29 protein-coding genes are annotated in these 21,081 nt (G+C 68.0%); 25 read left to right on the top strand and 4 right to left on the bottom strand.

Annotation, left to right across the window (positions count from 1 at the left end; genetic code table 11):
• Positions 1–23: 23 nt before the first annotated feature.
• The 3 genes from fusA to ACZ4VF_RS18840 all read left to right on the top strand — a co-directional run bounded on the left by fusA (position 24) and on the right by ACZ4VF_RS18840 (position 6,778).
• Positions 24–2,150, top strand: a complete 2,127-nt coding sequence (gene fusA / locus ACZ4VF_RS18850) for an elongation factor G (RefSeq protein WP_467927121.1) — start codon at positions 24–26, stop codon at positions 2,148–2,150.
• A gap of 156 nt (positions 2,151–2,306) precedes the next feature.
• Positions 2,307–3,500: an elongation factor Tu gene (gene tuf, locus ACZ4VF_RS18845; RefSeq protein WP_014674366.1), complete on the top strand. Its 1,194-nt coding sequence runs from the start codon at positions 2,307–2,309 to the stop codon at positions 3,498–3,500.
• 215 nt (positions 3,501–3,715) lie between these two features.
• Positions 3,716–6,778 carry a glycosyl hydrolase 115 family protein gene (locus ACZ4VF_RS18840; RefSeq protein ID WP_467927119.1) on the top strand — a complete coding sequence of 1,021 codons (3,063 nt, stop codon included), beginning with the start codon at positions 3,716–3,718 and terminating at the stop codon, positions 6,776–6,778.
• On the opposite strand, the gene ACZ4VF_RS18835 is transcribed toward ACZ4VF_RS18840, so the two are convergent.
• From ACZ4VF_RS18835 to ACZ4VF_RS18825, 3 genes are all read right to left on the bottom strand, one after another.
• A complete protein-coding gene (locus ACZ4VF_RS18835) occupies positions 6,769–7,359 on the bottom strand; it encodes a Uma2 family endonuclease (protein ID WP_467927118.1) in 591 nt (196 codons plus the stop codon). The genes ACZ4VF_RS18840 and ACZ4VF_RS18835 overlap by 10 nt on opposite strands.
• A 47-nt stretch (positions 7,360–7,406) precedes the next feature.
• A complete protein-coding gene (locus tag ACZ4VF_RS18830; RefSeq protein ID WP_467927117.1) occupies positions 7,407–8,282 on the bottom strand; it encodes a helix-turn-helix domain-containing protein in 876 nt (291 codons plus the stop codon).
• A 140-nt stretch (positions 8,283–8,422) separates the two neighbouring features.
• Positions 8,423–8,971, bottom strand: coding sequence for an ATP-binding protein (locus tag ACZ4VF_RS18825; RefSeq protein ID WP_467927116.1), 549 nt, complete (start codon positions 8,969–8,971; stop codon positions 8,423–8,425).
• Between the two features lie 137 nt (positions 8,972–9,108).
• On the opposite strand from ACZ4VF_RS18825, the gene ACZ4VF_RS18820 reads away from it, so the two are divergent.
• On the top strand, positions 9,109–9,954 hold the full coding sequence (locus ACZ4VF_RS18820) for a helix-turn-helix domain-containing protein (protein ID WP_467927114.1): 846 nt from the start codon (positions 9,109–9,111) through the stop codon (positions 9,952–9,954).
• The gene (locus tag ACZ4VF_RS18815) at positions 9,951–10,202 is read left to right on the top strand and encodes a DUF397 domain-containing protein (RefSeq protein ID WP_467927113.1); all 252 of its coding nucleotides are present in this window, start codon (positions 9,951–9,953) and stop codon (positions 10,200–10,202) included. Before ACZ4VF_RS18820 ends, ACZ4VF_RS18815 begins: the two co-directional genes overlap by 4 nt.
• A 17-nt stretch (positions 10,203–10,219) precedes the next feature.
• Here ACZ4VF_RS18815 and ACZ4VF_RS18810 read toward each other — a convergent pair whose 3' ends face one another.
• Positions 10,220–10,729, bottom strand: coding sequence for a hypothetical protein (locus ACZ4VF_RS18810; RefSeq protein WP_467927111.1), 510 nt, complete (start codon positions 10,727–10,729; stop codon positions 10,220–10,222).
• 280 nt (positions 10,730–11,009) lie between these two features.
• Between ACZ4VF_RS18810 and ACZ4VF_RS18805 the strand changes: the two genes are divergently transcribed.
• The 20 genes from ACZ4VF_RS18805 to rpsE all read left to right on the top strand — a co-directional run bounded on the left by ACZ4VF_RS18805 (position 11,010) and on the right by rpsE (position 21,079).
• A complete protein-coding gene (locus tag ACZ4VF_RS18805; protein WP_467927110.1) occupies positions 11,010–11,471 on the top strand; it encodes a hypothetical protein in 462 nt (153 codons plus the stop codon).
• Between the two features lie 490 nt (positions 11,472–11,961).
• Entirely contained in the window at positions 11,962–12,270 is a 309-nt protein-coding gene (gene rpsJ, locus ACZ4VF_RS18800) for a 30S ribosomal protein S10 (RefSeq protein ID WP_003948644.1), read from the top strand.
• Positions 12,271–12,287: 17 nt separating this feature from the next.
• Positions 12,288–12,932, top strand: coding sequence for a 50S ribosomal protein L3 (gene rplC, locus ACZ4VF_RS18795; RefSeq protein WP_059252066.1), 645 nt, complete (start codon positions 12,288–12,290; stop codon positions 12,930–12,932).
• Between the two features lie 8 nt (positions 12,933–12,940).
• Positions 12,941–13,594, top strand: coding sequence for a 50S ribosomal protein L4 (gene rplD, locus ACZ4VF_RS18790; protein ID WP_103812795.1), 654 nt, complete (start codon positions 12,941–12,943; stop codon positions 13,592–13,594).
• Entirely contained in the window at positions 13,594–14,013 is a 420-nt protein-coding gene (rplW, locus tag ACZ4VF_RS18785) for a 50S ribosomal protein L23 (protein WP_189298177.1), read from the top strand. The genes rplD and rplW overlap by 1 nt, the downstream gene beginning before the upstream one ends.
• Before the next feature lie 38 nt (positions 14,014–14,051).
• Positions 14,052–14,888 (top strand): 50S ribosomal protein L2, encoded by an 837-nt coding sequence (rplB, locus tag ACZ4VF_RS18780; RefSeq protein ID WP_030601203.1) that lies wholly within the window; start codon positions 14,052–14,054, stop codon positions 14,886–14,888.
• A 12-nt stretch (positions 14,889–14,900) separates the two neighbouring features.
• Positions 14,901–15,182 carry a 30S ribosomal protein S19 gene (gene rpsS / locus ACZ4VF_RS18775; protein ID WP_030641188.1) on the top strand — a complete coding sequence of 94 codons (282 nt, stop codon included), beginning with the start codon at positions 14,901–14,903 and terminating at the stop codon, positions 15,180–15,182.
• Between the two features lie 43 nt (positions 15,183–15,225).
• Positions 15,226–15,573 (top strand): 50S ribosomal protein L22, encoded by a 348-nt coding sequence (rplV, locus tag ACZ4VF_RS18770; RefSeq protein ID WP_006130776.1) that lies wholly within the window; start codon positions 15,226–15,228, stop codon positions 15,571–15,573.
• Positions 15,573–16,397 (top strand): 30S ribosomal protein S3, encoded by an 825-nt coding sequence (gene rpsC, locus ACZ4VF_RS18765; protein ID WP_467927108.1) that lies wholly within the window; start codon positions 15,573–15,575, stop codon positions 16,395–16,397. The genes rplV and rpsC overlap by 1 nt, the downstream gene beginning before the upstream one ends.
• 5 nt (positions 16,398–16,402) lie before the next feature.
• Positions 16,403–16,822: a 50S ribosomal protein L16 gene (rplP, locus tag ACZ4VF_RS18760; RefSeq protein ID WP_009190136.1), complete on the top strand. Its 420-nt coding sequence runs from the start codon at positions 16,403–16,405 to the stop codon at positions 16,820–16,822.
• The gene (gene rpmC / locus ACZ4VF_RS18755; protein WP_003974259.1) at positions 16,822–17,046 is read left to right on the top strand and encodes a 50S ribosomal protein L29; all 225 of its coding nucleotides are present in this window, start codon (positions 16,822–16,824) and stop codon (positions 17,044–17,046) included. The genes rplP and rpmC overlap by 1 nt, the downstream gene beginning before the upstream one ends.
• Positions 17,046–17,330 (top strand): 30S ribosomal protein S17, encoded by a 285-nt coding sequence (rpsQ, locus tag ACZ4VF_RS18750; RefSeq protein ID WP_014674375.1) that lies wholly within the window; start codon positions 17,046–17,048, stop codon positions 17,328–17,330. The genes rpmC and rpsQ overlap by 1 nt, the downstream gene beginning before the upstream one ends.
• A gap of 100 nt (positions 17,331–17,430) precedes the next feature.
• Complete coding sequence (rplN, locus tag ACZ4VF_RS18745) at positions 17,431–17,799, top strand: 50S ribosomal protein L14 (RefSeq protein WP_003998823.1); 369 nt, start codon at positions 17,431–17,433, stop codon at positions 17,797–17,799.
• A 2-nt stretch (positions 17,800–17,801) separates the two neighbouring features.
• Positions 17,802–18,125, top strand: coding sequence for a 50S ribosomal protein L24 (gene rplX / locus ACZ4VF_RS18740; RefSeq protein WP_086726220.1), 324 nt, complete (start codon positions 17,802–17,804; stop codon positions 18,123–18,125).
• Complete coding sequence (gene rplE, locus ACZ4VF_RS18735; protein ID WP_014674377.1) at positions 18,125–18,682, top strand: 50S ribosomal protein L5; 558 nt, start codon at positions 18,125–18,127, stop codon at positions 18,680–18,682. The genes rplX and rplE overlap by 1 nt, the downstream gene beginning before the upstream one ends.
• Positions 18,683–18,687: 5 nt before the next feature.
• Positions 18,688–18,873, top strand: a complete 186-nt coding sequence (locus ACZ4VF_RS18730; RefSeq protein ID WP_003948630.1) for a type Z 30S ribosomal protein S14 — start codon at positions 18,688–18,690, stop codon at positions 18,871–18,873.
• A 214-nt stretch (positions 18,874–19,087) separates the two neighbouring features.
• Entirely contained in the window at positions 19,088–19,486 is a 399-nt protein-coding gene (gene rpsH / locus ACZ4VF_RS18725; protein WP_014674378.1) for a 30S ribosomal protein S8, read from the top strand.
• 24 nt (positions 19,487–19,510) lie between these two features.
• Positions 19,511–20,050 (top strand): 50S ribosomal protein L6, encoded by a 540-nt coding sequence (gene rplF / locus ACZ4VF_RS18720; RefSeq protein WP_467927106.1) that lies wholly within the window; start codon positions 19,511–19,513, stop codon positions 20,048–20,050.
• Between the two features lie 3 nt (positions 20,051–20,053).
• Positions 20,054–20,437, top strand: a complete 384-nt coding sequence (rplR, locus tag ACZ4VF_RS18715; RefSeq protein ID WP_030745253.1) for a 50S ribosomal protein L18 — start codon at positions 20,054–20,056, stop codon at positions 20,435–20,437.
• A gap of 36 nt (positions 20,438–20,473) precedes the next feature.
• A complete protein-coding gene (gene rpsE / locus ACZ4VF_RS18710; RefSeq protein ID WP_019753099.1) occupies positions 20,474–21,079 on the top strand; it encodes a 30S ribosomal protein S5 in 606 nt (201 codons plus the stop codon).
• Positions 21,080–21,081: the final 2 nt, after the last annotated feature.

The raw sequence follows: 21,081 nt of genomic DNA, 5'->3' as shown, positions 1-21,081 counted from the left end.
GACCGAGAGAAGACTGAAGCCTTATGGCTACCACTTCACTTGACCTGGCCAAGGTGCGCAACATCGGCATCATGGCCCACATCGACGCGGGCAAGACGACCACCACCGAGCGGATCCTGTTCTACACCGGTGTGTCCTACAAGATCGGTGAGGTCCACGACGGCGCTGCCACCATGGACTGGATGGAGCAGGAGCAGGAGCGTGGCATCACGATCACCTCTGCTGCCACCACCTGTCACTGGCCGCTGGAGAACGTCGACCACACCATCAACATCATCGACACCCCGGGTCACGTCGACTTCACCGTCGAGGTGGAGCGCTCCCTGCGCGTGCTCGACGGTGCCGTGACGGTGTTCGACGGTGTCGCCGGCGTGGAGCCCCAGTCCGAGACGGTGTGGCGTCAGGCGGACCGCTACGGCGTTCCGCGTATCTGCTTCGTCAACAAGCTCGACCGGACCGGTGCCGAGTTCCACCGTTGCGTCGACATGATCAGCGACCGCCTGGGTGCGCAGCCGATCGTCATGCAGCTCCCGATCGGTGCCGAGGCCGACTTCAAGGGCGTCATCGACCTCGTGACGATGAAGGCCCTGGTCTGGTCCGCCGAGGCCACCAAGGGCGAGATGTACGACGTCGTCGACATCCCGGACACGCACACCGAGGCTGCCGAGGAGTACCGCGGCAAGCTGCTCGAGGCCGTGGCCGAGAACGACGAAGAGATCATGGAGCTGTACCTGGAGGGCGAGGAGCCCTCCGTGGACCAGCTCTACGCCGCGATCCGTCGTATCACCATCGCGTCCGGCAAGGGCACCGGCACCACCGTGACCCCGGTGTTCTGCGGTACCGCGTTCAAGAACAAGGGCGTCCAGCCCCTGCTCGACGCGGTCGTGCGCTACCTGCCGTCCCCCGTCGACATCGAGGCCATCGAGGGCCACGACGTCAAGGACCCCGAGGTCGTCGTCAAGCGCAAGCCGTCCGACGACGAGCCGCTGTCGGCGCTGGCGTTCAAGATCATGAGCGACCCGCACCTCGGCAAGCTCACCTTCGTCCGGGTCTACTCGGGCCGCCTGGAGTCCGGCACCTCGGTGCTGAACTCCGTCAAGGGCAAGAAGGAGCGCATCGGCAAGATCTACCGCATGCACGCCAACAAGCGTGAGGAGATCGAGTCGGTGGGCGCCGGCGACATCGTCGCCGTCATGGGCCTGAAGCAGACCACCACCGGTGAGACGCTGTCCGACGACAAGAACCCGGTCATCCTGGAGTCCATGGACTTCCCGGCGCCGGTCATCCAGGTCGCCATCGAGCCCAAGTCGAAGGGCGACCAGGAGAAGCTCGGCGTCGCGATCCAGCGCCTGGCCGAGGAGGACCCGTCCTTCCAGGTCCACTCGGACGAGGAGACCGGCCAGACCATCATCGGTGGTATGGGCGAGCTGCACCTCGAGGTGCTGGTCGACCGTATGCGCCGTGAGTTCAAGGTCGAGGCCAACGTCGGCAAGCCGCAGGTGGCGTACCGCGAGACGATCCGCAAGGCCGTCGAGCGCGTCGACTACACCCACAAGAAGCAGACCGGTGGTACCGGTCAGTTCGCGAAGGTGCAGATCGGCATCGAGCCGCTCGAGGGTGGCGACACCTCGTACGAGTTCGTGAACAAGGTGACCGGTGGTCGTATCCCGAAGGAGTACATCCCTTCGGTGGACGCCGGTGCGCAGGAGGCCATGCAGTTCGGCATCCTCGCCGGCTACGAGATGACCGGTGTCCGTGTCATCCTCCACGACGGTGCCTACCACGAGGTCGACTCCTCCGAGCTCGCCTTCAAGATCGCTGGTTCGCAGGCCTTCAAGGAGGCCGCGCGCAAGGCCAGCCCTGTGCTCCTTGAGCCGATGATGGCCGTCGAGGTCACCACGCCCGAGGACTACATGGGCGAGGTCATCGGCGACATCAACTCCCGCCGTGGCCAGATCCAGGCCATGGAGGAGCGGGCTGGTGCCCGCGTCGTGAAGGGCCTCGTGCCCCTGTCGGAGATGTTCGGCTACGTCGGCGACCTCCGCAGCAAGACGTCGGGTCGCGCAAGCTACTCGATGCAGTTCGACTCCTACGCCGAGGTTCCGCGGAACGTCGCCGAGGAGATCATCGCGAAGGCCAAGGGCGAGTAACGCACCGCGTTCACACGCCGTAGGCTTGACTCCGGAGCCTCCAGGGGCAAACGTCCGCAATAGTGAGCGTTTGCCCCGGGTTCCGGGCCTTTACAGCAAAGATCACCTGGCGCCGATGAAGTAAGGCGTACAGAACCACTCCACAGGAGGACCCCAGTGGCGAAGGCGAAGTTCGAGCGGACTAAGCCGCACGTCAACATCGGCACCATCGGTCACATCGACCACGGTAAGACGACCCTCACGGCCGCCATTACCAAGGTGCTGCACGACGCGTACCCGGACCTGAACGAGGCCACCCCGTTCGACAACATCGACAAGGCGCCCGAGGAGCGTCAGCGCGGTATCACCATCTCCATCGCGCACGTCGAGTACCAGACCGAGGCGCGTCACTACGCCCACGTCGACTGCCCGGGTCACGCGGACTACATCAAGAACATGATCACGGGTGCGGCGCAGATGGACGGCGCCATCCTCGTGGTCGCCGCCACCGACGGCCCGATGCCGCAGACCAAGGAGCACGTGCTCCTGGCCCGCCAGGTCGGCGTTCCGTACATCGTCGTCGCCCTGAACAAGGCCGACATGGTGGACGACGAGGAGATCCTGGAGCTCGTCGAGCTCGAGGTCCGTGAGCTCCTCTCCGAGTACGAGTTCCCCGGCGACGACGTTCCGGTCGTCAAGGTCTCCGCGCTCAAGGCCCTCGAGGGCGAGCAGGAGTGGGTGGACTCCGTCCTCAACCTGATGAAGGCCGTCGACGAGTCGATCCCGCAGCCGGAGCGCGACGTCGACAAGCCGTTCCTCATGCCGATCGAGGACGTCTTCACCATCACCGGTCGCGGTACGGTCGTCACCGGCCGTATCGAGCGTGGTGTCCTCAAGGTCAACGAGACCGTCGACATCATCGGCATCAAGACCGAGAAGACCACCACCACGGTCACCGGCATCGAGATGTTCCGCAAGCTGCTCGACGAGGGCCAGGCCGGTGAGAACGTCGGTCTGCTCCTCCGTGGCATCAAGCGCGAGGACGTCGAGCGCGGCCAGGTCATCATCAAGCCGGGCTCGGTCACCCCGCACACCGAGTTCGAGGCGCAGGCCTACATCCTGTCCAAGGACGAGGGTGGCCGCCACACGCCGTTCTTCAACAACTACCGTCCGCAGTTCTACTTCCGCACGACGGACGTGACCGGCGTGGTGACCCTCCCCGAGGGCACCGAGATGGTCATGCCGGGTGACAACACCGAGATGAAGGTGGAGCTCATCCAGCCCGTCGCCATGGAAGAGGGCCTGAAGTTCGCCATCCGTGAGGGTGGCCGCACCGTGGGCGCCGGCCAGGTCACCAAGATCGTCAAGTAAGTTCCGCTTGCTTGAAGGTCACCTGACCTAGGGGAAGGCCCGTACGACTGAGGTCGTACGGGCCTTTTCCGTTTCTCCGGTCCTCCGGTCCTCCGGTCTTCCGGTCCTTCGAAACTATTCGGCGGCCCCGACCGGTTCCCCCCGCTGTCCGCGCCCTCCACTATTTGTCATGGCTCTGAGCAAATAGGAGTGACCCGGGGTGCGGGAGGGGACGTATGTCTGTGGCGCGCAGGACGGTGCTGGGGGCCGGGCTCGGGGCCGTGCCCGTGCCGGCCTCGGGGACGGCCCGGGCCGGTGAGGCGGCGGGCGGCCAGGCGGTGACCGCGGCGGCGGGCGGCCCGACGGTGACGGACCCGGGGGCGTACGTCTCCTTCACGGGCGGGGCGTTCTCGCTCGTGGGCGCGCCGGTGGTGGTGAGCCCGGAGGATCATCCCGGAGTCGTACGGGTCGCGGGGGACCTCCGGGACGACCTCGAACGGGTGACCGGCGTCCGGCCGGGCACGGGTATCGGCCGCTTCCCGGTGCTGCTCGGCACGATCGGCCGCAGCCCTCTGATCGACGGGCTGATCCGGTCCGGGAAGCTCGACGTGACGGGCGTGCGGGGCAGGTGGGAGACCTCGCTGCAGACGGTCGTGGACCACCCGCTGCCCGGGGTGGAGCGGGCGTTCGTGATCGCGGGCAGCGACCCGCGGGGCACGATCTTCGGCGCGTACGACGTCTCCTACGGCATCGGCGTCTCCCCGTGGCACTGGTGGGACGACGTGCCCCCGGCGCGGCGCGACCACGTGTGGGTGAAGCCCGGCCGCTTCACCCAGGGGAGCCCCGCGGTGAAGTACCGGGGCGTCTTCGTCAACGACGAGAATCCCGCGCTCGGCACCTGGGCGCCGGCGTACTTCGGCCCGGGGAAGGCGCCGGGCCACCCCGGAGGCTTCACCGCGGACTTCTACGCGAGGGTCTTCGAGGTGCTGCTGCGCCTGAAGGGCAACTACCTGTGGCCGGCGGTGTGGGGCCGGGCGTTCGCGGAGGACGACCCGGAGAACCACCGGCGGGCCGCCGAGTACGGCATCGTCATGGGCACGTCCCACGAGGCGCCGATGATGCGGGGCATCGAGGAGTGGAACCGGCACGCCGGCTCCGGGACCGACCCCTACGGGGGCACGGGCGAATGGTCGTACCGCCGCAACGCGGAGGCGATCCGCGCGTACTGGCGTGCCGGCATCCAGCGCATGGTCGACCAGGGATTCGAGGGCGTCGTCACGCTCGGCATGCGCGGCAACGGCGACACGAGCCTGCCCGACGGCGACGGCATCGAGCTGATGCAGCAGATCATCGCCGACCAGCGCCGCATCATCGAGGAGGTGACCGGCCGGCCGGCGGCCGAGACGCCCCAGGTCTGGACGCTCTACAAGGAGGTCCAGCGCTACTGGGACCGCGGGCTGCGCGCCCCCGACGACGTCACCGTGGTCCTCACGGACGACAACTGGGGCAACATCCGCAAGCACCCGGACGGTCCGCGGCCCGGCGGCTACGGCCTCTACTACCACTTCGACTACGTCGGCGCCGGCCGCAACTACAAGTGGGTCGACACCGCCAACCTCAGGAACGTCTGGGACCAGCTCCACCAGGCGTACGCCCACGGCAACCACGGCCTGTGGGTGGCCAACGTCGGCGACCTGAAGGGCAACGAACTGCCCACCGAGTTCTTCCTGACGTACGCCTGGAACCCGTCCCGCCTGCCGCTCGACCGCCTCACCGCGTGGGAGGAGCGCTACGCCCGCCAGAACTTCGGCGCGGCCCAGGCCAAGGAGATCGCCTCGCTGCTGGCGGAGTACGGCCGGCTCCAGGGCCGCCGCAAACCCGAGCTGCTCAACCGCCGGATCACCCTCTCGGGCGACCGGGTCGTGTACGACGACCAGCAGACGCCGTACTACTTCGCGCACCGGGAGCTGGAGCGGGTCACCGAGGAGTGGCGCGAGCTGGGCCGCCGCGCCGAACGCGTCGAGCGGAGGCTGCCCGGGGAGCTGCGGGACGCGTGGTTCGAGCTGGCCGGCTACGCGGTCACGGCGACCGCGAACCTGTACGCGCTGCGGGCGGCCGAGTTCACCAACCTGCTGTACGCGGCGCAGGGCCGGGCCGCGACGAACGACCGTGCGGCACAGGCGGAAGCGGCCCTCGACCGGGACCTCGCCCTGGCCGACCGCTTCGGCTCGCGCGTGGCGAACGGCAAGTGGCGGGGCTTCCAGACCCAGCCGCACATCGACTACGGCGACGTGGAGCGCTACGGTCCGAACGCGCCCTGGCAGCAGCCGGAGAAGGACGACGTGGCCCTCCCGGACGTGCTGTTCCCCGCGGTCAGGCGCATCGAGGTGCCCGCCGGGGCGGAACTGGGCGTGTCCGTGGACGGGGCCGAGGACGCCGGTCGGTGGTGGCCCGGAGGCGCTTCCTCGGCCGCGTCCCTGCCGCCGTTCAGCCCGTACCAGACTCGCCCCCGGCAGTACGTGGAGATCTTCAACCGGGGCCGCACGCCCTTCCCCTACGAGGTGTCCGTCTCGGCGCCGTGGCTGCGGGTGGACCGCCCTCGGGGCCGGGTGGAGCAGCAGGTCCGCCTGGAGGTGGAGGTGGACTGGTCCCGGGCACCGGAAGGGCGGGCGGAGGCGACGCTGACGGTGCACGGCGCGGGCGCGTCGGTGCCGGTGCGCTGCGTGGCGGAACGCCCCACGGGCGTGCGGGTGCGGGGCTTCGTGGAGGCCGGCGGCTACGTGGCGGTCGACGCCGATCACTACGACCGCGCCGTCGGCGGGTGGCGCCGCATCGACGGCATCGGACGGACCGGAGCGGGCATGACCCCCTGGCCGGTGACGTCCCCGAGCCGGACCCCGGGCGGCGGCTCACCCCACTTGGAGTACGAGGTGACGCTGCTGTCCGCCGCCACCGAGGTGACCGTGTGGGCCCACCTCTCGCCCCGCAACCCGGCGGTCCCGGGCGTGCGGGGCCTGCGCTACGGCGTCTCGCTGGACGACGGCCCGATCCGCACGGTGGACATCACCGCGGGCGCGGACGACGGCGCCCTGAACACGGTCTGGGCCCGCCACACCTCGGACAACGTCAACGCGACGGCCACCACGCACCCCGTGACGGGGCCGGGCGTCCACCGGCTGAGGTTCTGGATGGTGGACCCGACGGTGGTGGTGCAGCGGCTGCTGATCGACACGGGCGGGCTGCCGGAGCTGTACCTGGGGCCGCTGGAGAGCATGCGGGTGGGGGAGGGTCACTCGTAGAGCGGCAGACCGTCCGTCGCGATCGTCCAGTCGGCGATGGTCACGTCCTCCCCGTAGACGAAGTCCTTACGGGTGGCGTAGCGGGGGCCGTCGGGGGTGGGGTGGATGTCGGTGAGGACGGCGCCGGTGCCGGTGCGGGGGTCGAAGACCGCGTAGACCGGGATGCCCATCAGGGGGTAGTCGCGCATCTTGGTGACCCAGTCGTTGTCCGGGTTGGAGCGGGAGACGATCTCCACGGCGGCGATCAGCGTACGCGGGTCGAAAGCCCCCTTTCCTTCCATGTCCGCCTCGGCGATCACCATGATGTCGGGGCGGCGCATGATGCCTTCCGGCTCCATCTCGACGTCGGGCTCGCCCGTGTGGGCCACGATCTCCTCGGGCATGACCTTCTCCAGTCGTTTCCGGAGACGGAGCGCGGTGAGCTCGTGCGGCCGCACAGGCGACATCATGTCGAGGACGATTCCTTCTTTGGTGATCTCGAACTTGCCGGGGAGGGTGCCGTCCGTGGACTCCACGAAATCGCGCATGGCCCGGTACAGGTGAGAGGTGCCCTGCCGCGCGTTGTCCGGGGCGATGGTCATGGCGCTCGCTCCTCGTCGTCTGTGCCCGGGGGCAAGGATCGTCGCCTTCATGCTAGGCCTCCTCCAGGAGATCGATCGGCTCGGCAGTCGCGGCAGCGACCGGGGGCCGGCGCCCGGAAAGCACGCTCGCAGCCGTCGCAGGTCTGCAGGGGGTGCCGGGCGGCCGGGGGTGGCTCGGGTGCGCGGTACGGGGGCAGGGGCGGAAGCCCGGCCGTCAGGCGGTGGGCCAGGAGGGCGGCCGGGCGGATCAGGGGTTCCTCCGGCAGACCCGTGGTCAGGGCGTGGCGTACGGCGGTGGGGGTGAGGTCCCGCTCCAGCCAGGCCGCGACACCGGGGGCGAGGTGCGCGGCGTCGGTGGCGGACAGCAGCAGGCGGGGGTCCGTGCGGCGCAGGCCGGCCAGGATGTCGGTGGCCGCGCGCAGCAGTGCGGGGGAGGGGTACACCGGTTTCGGCACGGCGGGGAGGGCGGCGCGGCGTGCGGGCTTCTGCTGCGCCGAGGTGGCCGCGCGGCGGCTTCGCGGGGCCTCGGACGCCGCACGCCGCCCGCCGGGCTGGTTGCAGGAGATGGTGCGGGTGACGATGCGGCCGCCGGGGACCCGGGCACGCTCGCGGCGCAGGTAGCCGTGGGCCTCCAGCTCGCGCAGGGCGGCGGCGATACGGGTCGCGCCCTCGGGGAAGCGGGCGGCGAGGGTCTTGATGTCGACGCGGGCGCCGGGCGGCAGCGACTGGATGTGGCAGGCCAGGCCGATGGCGAGCAGCGAGAGGTCGGGGTGCTGGGCGAGGTGGTTGCCGATCACCGTGAACCGGCTGGTGTGGCGGGTGTGGTCGTGGATGAGCCCGCCGCCGTGACCCCGGTTCGGGTGGTTGTCGGCGGTAACGCGGGACTGGGCGCAGGGGGGCGCGCTAGGGTTCTCGTTATCCATCAGGAAGTTGGAGCCTTCCTCGGTGGTCAGGCCCTCGCATGGGATCGCTAGTCCCGGCGAGGGCCGTCGCATGTCTGCGGTGGTGTCGCGCCGAGCGTAAGGCAGACAACCCGCCCCAAATCCAGCCGAGTTGCCGATGTTCACCCTCTGGGGTGAGTCTGCGCCGCGGGCGGGAGGGGTGGGGCTTGGCGGGGTTCTTTCACCCTGGTGTTCCTTGGGGAGGAGCCGCCCGTGCCACCGGAGCGGGGGGCGCCGGGTTCCGGTGCCGGGAGAGCGACCTCCGCCCAGACGGTCTTGCGCGGATGCCGTCCCTCGGTGACGCCCCAGCGGTCGGCCAGGGCCGCGACGAGCACGAGCCCGCGGCCTGATTCGCCGTCCTCGGCCGGGGTGGCGAGCCGGGGCAGCCGGTCACCGCGCGTATCGGTGACCTCGATGCGGAGCGTGCCGCCGACGACGTAGAGCAGCAGCTGGAAGTCACGGCCGGGGACACGGCCGTGGGTGACGGCGTTGGCGGCGAGTTCGGCGACGATCTGGGTCGGCGTCTCCGACGGCAACCCCCATGTGCGCAACTGCTGCTCCGTGAGCAGCCGGGCCAGGCGGGCACCGCGTGGCGTGGGGGACAGGCGGACGCGGAAGTGCGGGATGCGGCCGTCGAGTCGGTTCTCAGGGGCGCCCGTTTCTTGATTCATGTCACTGAGCGTGGCGGAGTCTGCTTCCGTGAAGGGGTCACTACGCCTGCACGTACGGTGACTGTCCCGGGTTTGTCCCGGCTGTCCCACCTGTCTTGGGCGTTGTAGGGGTACGAGTGCGCGCCGGAGGAGGAGCGATGGGTGAGGGAGTGGACGAGGCCGGCTGGGACGTCGAGCCCGGCGACGAGATTGAGCCGGTGGTCCAGGCGGTGGGGCGCCTGCTCAAGGTCTGCCGGGAGGCGGCCGGGGTCTCGGTGCCGGAGCTGGGCGAGGCCATGGGCTACGGCGAGGACATGATCCGCAAGATCGAACGCGGGGCCCGGATCCCCCGCCCGGAGCTGCTGGACAGGGCGGACACGTTCCTGAAGGCCCAGGGCCACCTGAGGGCCTTCACGGAGGACATGAAGAAGGCCCGCTATCCGAAGAAGGTGCGGGAGCTGGCGGAGATGGAGGGGCGGGCGGTGGAGATGTTGCTCTACGGCACCCACAACATCCATGGCCTGCTGCAGACGCCAGAGTACGCTCGGGCGCTGTTCGAAATGAGGCAGCCGGCGCTAAGTGAAGACGTCGTAGAGCGGGAAACTGCGGCACGCATGGCTCGTAAGGCCGTCTTCGAGCGCGAGCCTGCGCCGACGCTCAGCTTCGTCCAGGAACAGGTGACGCTCGAACGTCCCTACGGTGGGAAGATGGTGCTGCGCCGACAGCTGGAACTCCTCATGGAGGTAGCACAGTTGCGGAACGTGACGCTTCAGGTCATGCCGACCGGGCGAGAGGAGAACGCCGGGGCGTCGGGCCTGGTCGAGGTGCTGAAATTCGCCGACGGCACGGCGATCGGACGCTCCGATGGCGCGTTCAACGGTCGCCCGGTCTCCAGCCCCAAAGACCTTCGGATCCTCGAACTACGCTATGGAATGATCCGGGCGCAGGCTCTCACGCCGAGGGAGTCACAGGCCTTCATCGAGCAAGCGCTGGGGAGACTATGAGCACTGCCGAACTCCACTGGTTCAAGAGCAGTTACAGCAGCAGCAGTGAACCCGGCGACTGCCTTGAAGTGGCCCTTGCCTGGTTCAAGAGCAGCTACAGCGACAGCAGCAACGGCAACGACTGCCTCGAAGTCGCCCCCACCCCCACCACCATCCACATCCGCGACTCCAAGCGCCCCCAAGGTCCCCGTCTCACCGCCACCCCGGCCGCCTGGGCGGCGTTCGTCGGTCTGGCCCGGCGGGGCTGAAGGGCAGCGAGCCGGAATCAGCAGCAGTCGGGGCAGTCCGTCAGGGGCGGCGGCTCGGGGAAGGAGCGGTTGCCGTCCAGCCAGTCGCTCAGCCACTGCGCCAGGGTGAACCGCTCCGGGAAGAAGCAGTGGCGCTCGCAGCGTGCGTTCGGTTCCCAGCCCCACATGCGGCCTTCGGCCGTGCTGAAGTCGACGAACCACCAGACGGCGCAGCCCAGCGTCATCAGGGGCACTGTGTGACGCGGGGGCTGCGTGGGTTCCGGCTCGGCCGATCCGAAGTCGCGAGCGAGCTGGAGGAGCGACTCCTCGTCGCTGAACCACCGACCGGTGTCGGTGAGGGACAGGACGTGGAAGCCGGGTCCGAACCCGCCGTCGGCGACTTCGAGGTACAGGCGCCGCAGCAACGCGGGCATGGGCCACCCGACGATGGTCTCCAGCTCGGCGACGGCCTCCGCGGGCGCGGGGGGAGGCAGGCGGTGCGTCCGCGCGAAGTCCCGGACCCGTTCGACGATCTCGTCCTCACTCACCGGCCGATGATCGAGCCGGCGTCCCCGCTTGTCCAGGTCTCGCCGGTCGCCGGCTCTCCTCGGCCCCGCGCAAGGGCTGAGTAGCTGTACTCAGGTGCCTCCCGGACGACGTCGCTACGCTCGCCGCAGCAGTCGTACGGCGCTCTCGGGATGGACGTGGACACCAGTGCTCACAGCGCAATCGCCCCGCCGCCTCGGTGATCGTCCGAGGCTTCACCGGGTGGGCGTCGCCGTCGCCTGTGGCCTCGCCCTCCTCGCGGGAACGGGGTGTTCGAGCGCGATGGATCAGGATGAATCCACCCTGGATGTCGGCGAGGCCAGGGACAAGGCGAAAGCGGTGTCCGGCCGGATCCACGAACTGATCGACATCCGGAAGGGGAAGGTCACCCAGCCGGGTCCCGGTGTCGCCACCTGCGACGAAGACCCTGGTCATCTCTACCGGACCGTGCACGCCTGGTCCGTCTACGGCGTCTCGGAGGACGAGCTGAAGGCCGGTTTCCGGCGTCTCAGGGAAGGTCTTCCGGGGAAGGGCTGGAAGATCGTCCGGTACGGACCGAACAAGAGCGAGGACCGGACGCTCGAGATGACGGCGGACTCGCGGTCCGAGCCCTTCTCGGTGAACGCGGAACTCTGGGTGTCCAGCCCGACGGCCGGCCGCGAGAAGGAGCCCAAGATCCTCGTCAACGTCGTGTCCGGCTGCCGGCGAGCGCCCGAGGGCACGGACCTGAACACGGAGTACTGATCCGCGCCCGGTGACGCCACTGCCCTCCGCAGGGGACCGGCCCCCGCTCGGCCCGCCCGGCGCTCCACCGGTTTGACCTACATCACTTCCGGGGTAATCTCTTCGGCTCGATTGGCGGATGACCTGCCCCATATGGCAGACTGTCCGAGTTGCTCGGTCGAGTGTTGATGCTGCGCGCCTCCCGCCGGGAGGACCGGAAGCGAGTCCCACAGTACTCGTCGTCCTAACTGCCTTCGGGCAGCACTGGGACGGACGTACGGGAATCTTCCGGGAAGTGTGAGCGCGGCACCGGCCAGGCACCCGGTGGGCCTGAGGTCCCCGGCCGCGGTTCCGGAAGGGCCGTGTGCATTCCCGCAGGGATGTTCGAACAAGGGACATTCATGTCAGCGGGAGCGCGACACGCCCGACCGCGTGGGTCGGAGGAACGAAGGCAGCAGAGGGAATCCGCCGGGTTCCAGAGCGTAAGAAGAGACAGGACTACTGAGTAGCCATGGCGGGACAGAAGATCCGCATCCGGCTCAAGGCCTACGACCACGAGGTCATCGACTCCTCGGCGAAGAAGATCGTCGAGACGGTGACCCGCACTGGTGCGTCGGTCGCGGGCCCGGTGCCGCTGCCCACTGAGAAGAACGTGTACTGCGTCATCAAGTCGCCGCACAAGTACAAGGACTCGCGCGAGCACTTCGAGATGCGCACGCACAAGCGCCTGATCGACATCCTCGACCCGACGCCCAAGACCGTTGACTCTCTGATGCGACTCGACCTCCCGGCCGGTGTCGACATCGAGATCAAGCTCTGAGGGCTGGTGATCTGAGAATGGCTAAGCAGATCAAGGGCATCCTGGGCGAGAAGCTCGGCATGACGCAGGTGTGGGACGAGAACAACCGTGTTGTTCCGGTCACCGTCGTCAAGGCCGGCCCCAACGTCGTGACCCAGGTCCGCACGAACGACGTCGACGGCTACGAGTCGGTCCAGATCGCCTTCGGCGAGATCGACCCGCGCAAGGTGAACAAGCCCCTCAAGGGCCACTTCGCCAAGGCCGACGTCACCCCGCGCCGCCACCTCGTCGAGATCCGTACCGCTGACGCCAGCGAGTACACCCTCGGCCAGGAGATCACCGCTGCGGTGTTCGAGGCCGGCGTCAAGGTCGACGTCACCGGCAAGAGCAAGGGCAAGGGCTTCGCCGGTGTCATGAAGCGCCACAACTTCCGTGGCCTCGGCGCCGGACACGGCACCCAGCGCAAGCACCGCTCGCCCGGTTCCATCGGTGGCTGCGCCACCCCGGGCCGCGTGTTCAAGGGCCTCCGCATGGCGGGTCGCATGGGCAACGAGCGGGTCACCACCCAGAACCTGACCGTCCACGCCGTTGACGCGGAGAAGGGTCTGCTGCTCATCAAGGGCGCGGTTCCCGGTCCGAACGGCGGCCTCGTCCTGGTCCGCACCGCGGCCAAGGGGGCCTGAGGTAACCGATGAGCACTGTTGACATCCTTTCGCCGGCTGGCGAGAAGGCCGGTTCCGTCGAGCTCCCCGCGGAGATCTTCGACGCCAAGGTCAGCGTTCCGCTGATCCACCAGGTCGTCGTCGCGCAGCTGGCCGCTGCCCGTCAGGGCACGCACAAGACCAAGACCCGTGGCGAAGTCCGTGGTGGTGGCAAGAAGCCGTACCGCCAGAAGGGCACCGGTCGCGCCCGTCAGGGTTCGACCCGCGCGCCGCAGTTCGCCGGTGGTGGCGTCGTGCACGGTCCCGTGCCGCGTGACTACTCGCAGCGCACCCCGAAGAAGATGAAGGCCGCCGCCCTGCGCGGTGCCCTCACCGACCGGGCGCGTCACAACCGCATCCACGTCGTCTCCGGCGTGGTCGAGGGCGAGACCCCCAGCACCAAGGCCGCCAAGTCGCTGTTCGGCAAGATCTCGGAGCGCAAGAACCTGCTCCTGGTCGTCGACCGCGCCGACGAGGCCGCGTGGCTGTCCGCCCGCAACCTGCCCCAGGTCCACATCCTGGAGCCGGGCCAGCTGAACACGTACGACGTTCTCGTCTCGGACGACGTGGTCTTCACCCAGGCCGCTTTCGAGTCCTTCGTCGCCGGCCCGAAGGCCAACGACACTGAAGGGAGCGAGGTCTGATGGCCATCCGTCACCCCGCTATCGCCTCGAAGGCCGCCAAGGCCGCCAAGGCCGCGCGCGTCGCCAAGGCGCGTCGTCACGCCGCCGAGGGCAAGAACACCGTCGAGACCCCGCTGAGCAAGTCGTACACGGACCCCCGTGACGTCCTGCTGAAGCCGGTCGTCTCCGAGAAGAGCTACGCGCTCCTCGACGAGAACAAGTACACGTTCATCGTCGACCCGAACGCCAACAAGACCCAGATCAAGCAGGCCGTCCAGGCGGTCTTCGACGTCAAGGTCACCGGGGTCAACACGATCAACCGCCAGGGCAAGCGCAAGCGGACCCGCACCGGCTTCGGCCAGCGCGCGGCGACCAAGCGCGCGATCGTGACCCTCGCCGAGGGCGACCGTATCGACATCTTCGGCGGTCCGACCGCGTAAGCGGGTCGGATCGTCCGATATCGGACGAGGACTGAGAAATGGGAATCCGCAAGTACAAGCCGACTACGCCGGGCCGTCGTGGCGCCAGCGTTGCCGACTTCGTCGAGGTCACGCGGTCCACGCCGGAGAAGTCGCTGGTCCGTCCCCTGCACAGCAAGGGCGGCCGTAACAACGCCGGTCGTGTGACCGTTCGCCACCAGGGTGGCGGACACAAGCGCGCCTACCGTGTGATCGACTTCCGTCGTCACGACAAGGACGGCGTGCCGGCGAAGGTCGCGCACATCGAGTACGACCCCAACCGCACCGCGCGCATCGCGCTGCTGCACTACGCCGACGGCGAGAAGCGCTACATCCTCGCCCCGCGCAACCTGCAGCAGGGCGACACCGTGGAGAACGGTCCCGGGGCCGACATCAAGCCGGGCAACAACCTGGCCCTCCGCAACATCCCGGTCGGTACCACGATCCACGCGATCGAGCTCCGTCCCGGTGGCGGTGCCAAGTTCGCCCGCTCCGCCGGTGCCTCCGTGCAGCTGCTCGCGAAGGAGGGCGCCTACGCCCACCTGCGCATGCCGTCCGGTGAGATCCGCCTGGTCGACGTGCGCTGCCGCGCCACCGTCGGCGAGGTCGGCAACGCCGAGCAGAGCAACATCAACTGGGGCAAGGCGGGCCGCAAGCGGTGGCTGGGCGTTCGCCCGACCGTCCGTGGTGTGGTCATGAACCCGGTTGACCACCCGCACGGTGGTGGTGAGGGCCGGACCTCCGGTGGTCGCCACCCTGTGTCCCCGTGGGGCAAGAAGGAAGGCCGTACTCGTTCGCCCAAGAAGGCGTCGAACAAGTACATCGTCCGCCGCCGCAAGACGAACAAGAAGCGCTAAGGACGGGTTGAGATGCCTCGTAGCTTGAAGAAGGGGCCCTTCGTCGACGACCACCTGATGAAGAAGGTGGACACGCAGAACGAAGCCGGCACCAAGAACGTCATCAAGACCTGGTCCCGTCGCTCGATGATCGTCCCGGCCATGCTCGGCCACACGATCGCGGTGCACAACGGCAAGACCCACATCCCGGTGTTCGTCACCGAGTCGATGGTCGGCCACAAGCTCGGCGAGTTCTCGCCGACGCGCACCTTCCGGGGTCACGTCAAGGAAGACCGGAAGTCGAAGCGCCGCTAGTAGCGGATCGCATTCAGACACGTAAGTAACTGAAGGGACAACCATGGAAGCCAGGGCCCAGGCGCGGTACATCCGCGTCACGCCCATGAAGGCCCGCCGCGTGGTGGACCTCATCCGTGGCATGGACGCCACGGAGGCCCAGGCCGTCCTGCGATTCGCTCCGCAGGCCGCCTCGGTGCCGGTGGGCAAGGTGCTGGACAGCGCCATTGCCAACGCCGCGCACAACTACGACCACACCGATGTCGACAGCCTCTTCATTTCCGAGGCCTACGTCGACGAGGGCCCGACCCTGAAGCGGTTCCGTCCGCGCGCCCAGGGCCGTGCCTACCGGATCCGCAAGCGGACCAGCCACATCACCGTGGTCGTCAGCAGCAAGGAAGGAACCCGGTAATGGGCCAGAAGGTAAACCCGCACGGGTTCCGGCTCGGTGTCACGACCGACTTCAAGTCGCGTTGGTACGCCGACAAGCTGTACAAGGACTACGTCAAGGAAGACGTCGCCATCCGTCGGATGATGACGTCCGGCATGGAGCGCGCCGGCATCTCCAAGGTCGAGATCGAGCGCACCCGTGACCGCGTGCGTGTGGACATCCACACCGCTCGCCCGGGCATCGTCATCGGCCGCCGTGGCGCCGAGGCCGACCGCATCCGCGGTGACCTGGAGAAGCTGACCGGCAAGCAGGTCCAGCTGAACATCCTTGAGGTCAAGAACCCGGAGACGGACGCTCAGCTGGTGGCCCAGGCCGTCGCCGAGCAGCTGTCCTCCCGCGTCTCCTTCCGTCGGGCCATGCGCAAGAGCATGCAGTCCGCCATGAAGGCCGGCGCCAAGGGCATCAAGATCCAGTGCGGTGGCCGCCTCGGCGGCGCCGAGATGTCCCGCTCGGAGTTCTACCGCGAGGGCCGCGTGCCCCTGCACACGCTCCGCGCGAACGTGGACTACGGCTTCTTCGAGGCCAAGACGACCTTCGGCCGCATCGGTGTGAAGGTCTGGATCTACAAGGGCGACGTCAAGAACATCGCCGAGGTCCGCGCCGAGAACGCCGCCGCCCGTGCGGGCAACCGCCCGGCTCGCGGTGGCAACGACCGCCCGGCCCGTGGTGGCCGCGGTGGCGAGCGGCGCGGTCGCAAGCCGCAGCAGGCTGCCGGCGCCGAGGCCCCCAAGGCCGAGGCCCCCGCGGCTGCCGCTCCGGCTGAGAGCACCGGAACGGAGGCCTGACCGAAATGCTGATCCCCCGTAGGGTCAAGCACCGCAAGCAGCACCACCCGAAGCGCAACGGTATGTCCAAGGGTGGAACGCAGGTTGCGTTCGGCGAGTACGGCATCCAGGCGCTGACCCCGGCCTACGTCACGAACCGCCAGATCGAGGCGGCTCGTATCGCGATGACCCGTCACATCAAGCGTGGCGGCAAGGTCTGGATCAACATCTACCCGGACCGTCCCCTCACCAAGAAGCCCGCCGAGACCCGCATGGGTTCCGGTAAGGGTTCCCCGGAGTGGTGGATTGCGAACGTCAAGCCCGGACGCGTGATGTTCGAGCTGTCGTACCCCAACGAGAAGATCGCCCGTGAGGCGCTGACTCGTGCGGCCCACAAGCTGCCGATGAAGTGCCGGATCGTCAAGCGCGAGGCAGGTGAAGCGTGATGTCGGCCGGTACCAAGGCGTCCGAGCTGCGCGAGCTGGGCAACGAGGAGCTTCTGGCGAAGCTCCGCGAGGCCAAGGAAGAGCTGTTCAACCTCCGCTTCCAGGCGGCGACGGGTCAGCTCGAGAACCACGGTCGGCTGAAGGCCGTCCGTAAGGACATCGCGCGGATCTACACCCTGATGCGTGAGCGCGAGCTGGGCATCGAGACGGTGGAGAGCGCCTGATGAGCGAGAGCAACGTGACTGAGAACACCGAGGCACGCGGATTCCGCAAGACCCGTGAGGGTCTGGTCGTCAGCGACAAGATGGACAAGACCGTCGTCGTCGCCGTCGAGGACCGTGTCAAGCACGCGCTGTACGGCAAGGTCATCCGCCGTACGAACAAGCTCAAGGCCCACGACGAGCAGAACGCTGCGGGCGTCGGCGACCGCGTCCTCCTCATGGAGACCCGGCCGCTGTCCGCGACGAAGCGCTGGCGCGTCGTCGAGATCCTCGAGAAGGCCAAGTAATTCTCCTGCGGGGCGCCCCTCGCAGGACAGTTCCGCCAGGCTCCGGGGGACCGCTCGCTGAGCGGCCCCCGGGGAACCGGCAGACATTCAGGAGATAGACGTGATCCAGCAGGAGTCGCGACTGCGTGTCGCCGACAACACTGGTGCGAAGGAGATCCTTTGCATCCGTGTGCTCGGTGGCTCCGGTCGCCGCTACGCGGGCATCGGTGACGTCATCGTCGCCACCGTCAAGGACGCGATCCCCGGTGGCAACGTGAAGAAGGGTGACGTCGTCAAGGCGGTCATCGTTCGCACCGTCAAGGAGCGCCGCCGTCCGGACGGCTCGTACATCCGCTTCGACGAGAACGCCGCCGTCATTCTGAAGAACGACGGCGACCCTCGCGGCACCCGCATCTTCGGCCCGGTCGGCCGTGAGCTGCGCGAGAAGAAGTTCATGAAGATCATCTCGCTCGCGCCGGAGGTGCTGTAAGCATGAAGATCAAGAAGGGCGACCTGGTCCAGGTCATCACCGGCAAGGACAAGGGCAAGCAGGGCAAGGTCATTGCCGCTTACCCGCGCGAGGAGCGTGTCCTGGTCGAGGGTGTCAACCGGGTCAAGAAGCACACCAAGGCCGGTCCGACCGCCAGCGGTTCGCAGGCCGGCGGCATCGTGACCACCGAGGCCCCGATCCACGTGTCCAACGTCCAGCTGGTCGTGGAGAAGGACGGCCAGAAGGTCGTCACGCGCGTCGGTTACCGCTTCGACGATGAGGGCAACAAGATCCGCGTTGCCAAGCGGACGGGTGAGGACATCTGATGGCTACCACCACCACTCCGCGTCTGAAGACGAAGTACCGCGAGGAGATCGCGGGCAAGCTGCGTGACGAGTTCAAGTACGAGAACGTCATGCAGGTTCCCGGCCTCGTCAAGATCGTGGTCAACATGGGTGTCGGCGACGCCGCCCGTGACTCGAAGCTGATCGAGGGCGCGATCCGCGACCTGACCACCATCACCGGTCAGAAGCCGGCCGTCACCAAGGCCCGCAAGTCCATCGCGCAGTTCAAGCTGCGTGAGGGCCAGCCGATCGGTGCCCACGTCACGCTCCGTGGCGACCGCATGTGGGAGTTCCTGGACCGCACCCTGTCGCTCGCGCTCCCGCGCATCCGCGACTTCCGCGGCCTGTCCCCCAAGCAGTTCGACGGCCGTGGCAACTACACCTTCGGTCTCACGGAGCAGGTCATGTTCCACGAGATCGACCAGGACAAGATCGACCGTGTCCGGGGTATGGACATCACCGTGGTGACCACGGCGACCAACGACGAAGAGGGCCGCGCCCTTCTCCGTCACCTCGGCTTCCCGTTCAAGGAGGCGTGAGCGAGATGGCGAAGAAGGCTCTCATCGCGAAGGCTGCTCGCAAGCCCAAGTTCGGTGTGCGTGGCTACACCCGCTGCCAGCGCTGCGGTCGTCCCCACTCCGTGTACCGCAAGTTCGGTCTCTGCCGCGTGTGCCTTCGTGAGATGGCTCACCGTGGCGAGCTGCCGGGCGTGACCAAGAGCTCCTGGTAATCCCGACTTTTAGGGATTCCTGGACCTCTCGGTAAGCAACCCGGACGGCAGGGGCCCCTCCCCCCATGGCTTAGGCTAGGAGGGTTGGGCCTCTGCCGCCCGTACGACTTACTACGCCGTAGGTCCCCGCACCGCACCCGTCCCGTCTGAACAAGTACGGGGAGAGGGATGGCGCATATAGGAAACCCCGGCGAGAAAGGCCACAGGCCAATTCATGACCATGACTGATCCGATCGCAGACATGTTGACGCGTCTGCGGAACGCGAACTCGGCGTACCACGACTCGGTGTCGATGCCGCACTCCAAGATCAAGTCGCACATCGCGGAGATCCTCCAGCAGGAGGGCTTCATCACGGGCTGGAAGGTCGAGGACGCCGAGGTCGGCAAGAACCTCGTCCTGGAGCTGAAGTTCGGCCCCAACCGTGAGCGCTCCATCGCGGGCATCAAGCGGATCTCCAAGCCCGGTCTCCGGGTCTACGCGAAGTCCACCAACCTGCCGAAGGTGCTCGGCGGCCTGGGCGTGGCGATCATCTCCACGTCGCACGGGCTCCTCACCGACAAGCAGGCCGGCAAGAAGGGCGTGGGTGGGGAAGTCCTCGCCTACGTCTGGTAGCAGAAGGGAACGGAGGAAACAGCTATGTCGCGCATCGGCAAGCTCCCCATCGCGGTTCCCGCCGGCGTGGACGTCACCATCGACGGCCGTACGGTTTCGGTCAAGGGCCCCAAGGGCTCGCTGACCCACACCGTTGCCGCGCCGATCGACATCGCTAAGGGCGAGGACGGCACCCTCCAGGTGCTGCGCCCGAACGACGAGCGTCAGAGCAAGGCCCTGCACGGCCTCTCCCGCACGCTGGTGGCGAACATGATCACCGGCGTGACCCAGGGTTACGTGAAGAAGCTCGAGATCAGCGGTGTCGGTTACCGAGTGACCGCCAAGGGTTCCAACCTGGAGTTCGCTCTCGGTTACAGCCACCCGATCCTGGTCGAGGCCCCCGAGGGCATCACCTTCAAGGTGGAGACCCCGACCCGTTTCTCGGTCGAGGGCATCGACAAGCAGAAGGTCGGCGAGGTTGCGGCCAACATCCGCAAGCTGCGCAAGCCTGACCCGTACAAGGCCAAGGGCGTCAAGTACGAGGGCGAAGTCATCCGCCGCAAGGTCGGAAAGGCGGGTAAGTAAGCCATGGCATACGGGCAGAAGATCCTCAAGGGCGACGCCTACAAGCGCGCCGCGATCAAGCGCCGTCACATCCGGATCCGCAAGAACCTTTCCGGTACGGCGGAGCGTCCCCGTCTGGTCGTGACCCGCTCCAACCGCCACATCGTGGCGCAGGTGATCGACGACCTGAAGGGTCACACCCTGGCTTCGGCGTCCACTCTGGACAGCTCGATCCGCGGTGGCGAGGGCGACAAGTCCGCGCAGGCCAAGCAGGTCGGCGCCCTGGTCGCCGAGCGTGCCAAGGCCGCCGGTGTCGAGGCCGTCGTGTTCGACCGTGGTGGCAACCAGTACGCCGGGCGCATCGCCGCCCTGGCGGACGCCGCCCGCGAAGCCGGGCTCAAGTTCTGAGCCGCTTGTAGCTAGCGGAAAGAGAGAGGTAATCCAATGGCTGGACCCCAGCGCCGCGGAAGCGGTGCCGGTGGCGGCGAGCGGCGGGACCGGAAGGGCCGTGACGGCGGCGCTGCTGCCGCCGAGAAGACCGCGTACGTTGAGCGCGTCGTCGCGATCAACCGCGTCGCCAAGGTTGTGAAGGGTGGTCGTCGCTTCAGCTTCACCGCGCTGGTCGTGGTGGGCGACGGTGACGGCACCGTGGGTGTCGGTTACGGCAAGGCCAAGGAGGTGCCGGCCGCCATCGCCAAGGGTGTTGAGGAGGCCAAGAAGCACTTCTTCAAGGTCCCCCGGATCCAGGGCACCATCCCTCACCCCATCCAGGGTGAGAAGGCCGCCGGCGTCGTGCTGCTCAAGCCCGCGTCCCCGGGTACCGGTGTTATCGCCGGTGGTCCGGTGCGTGCCGTGCTCGAGTGCGCCGGTATCCACGACGTGCTGTCGAAGTCGCTCGGCTCCGACAACGCGATCAACATCGTGCACGCGACCGTGGAGGCCCTGAAGGGCCTGCAGCGTCCCGAGGAGATCGCGGCCCGCCGTGGTCTGCCGCTCGAGGACGTCGCTCCCGCGGCTCTGCTGCGTGCGCGTGCCGGGGCGGGTGCGTAATC

The sequence above is a fragment of the Streptomyces sp. NPDC029151 genome (assembly GCF_055564315.1).
Note: the sequence above shows the minus strand (reverse complement) of the source record. Positions and strands in the feature narration are given on the sequence as shown.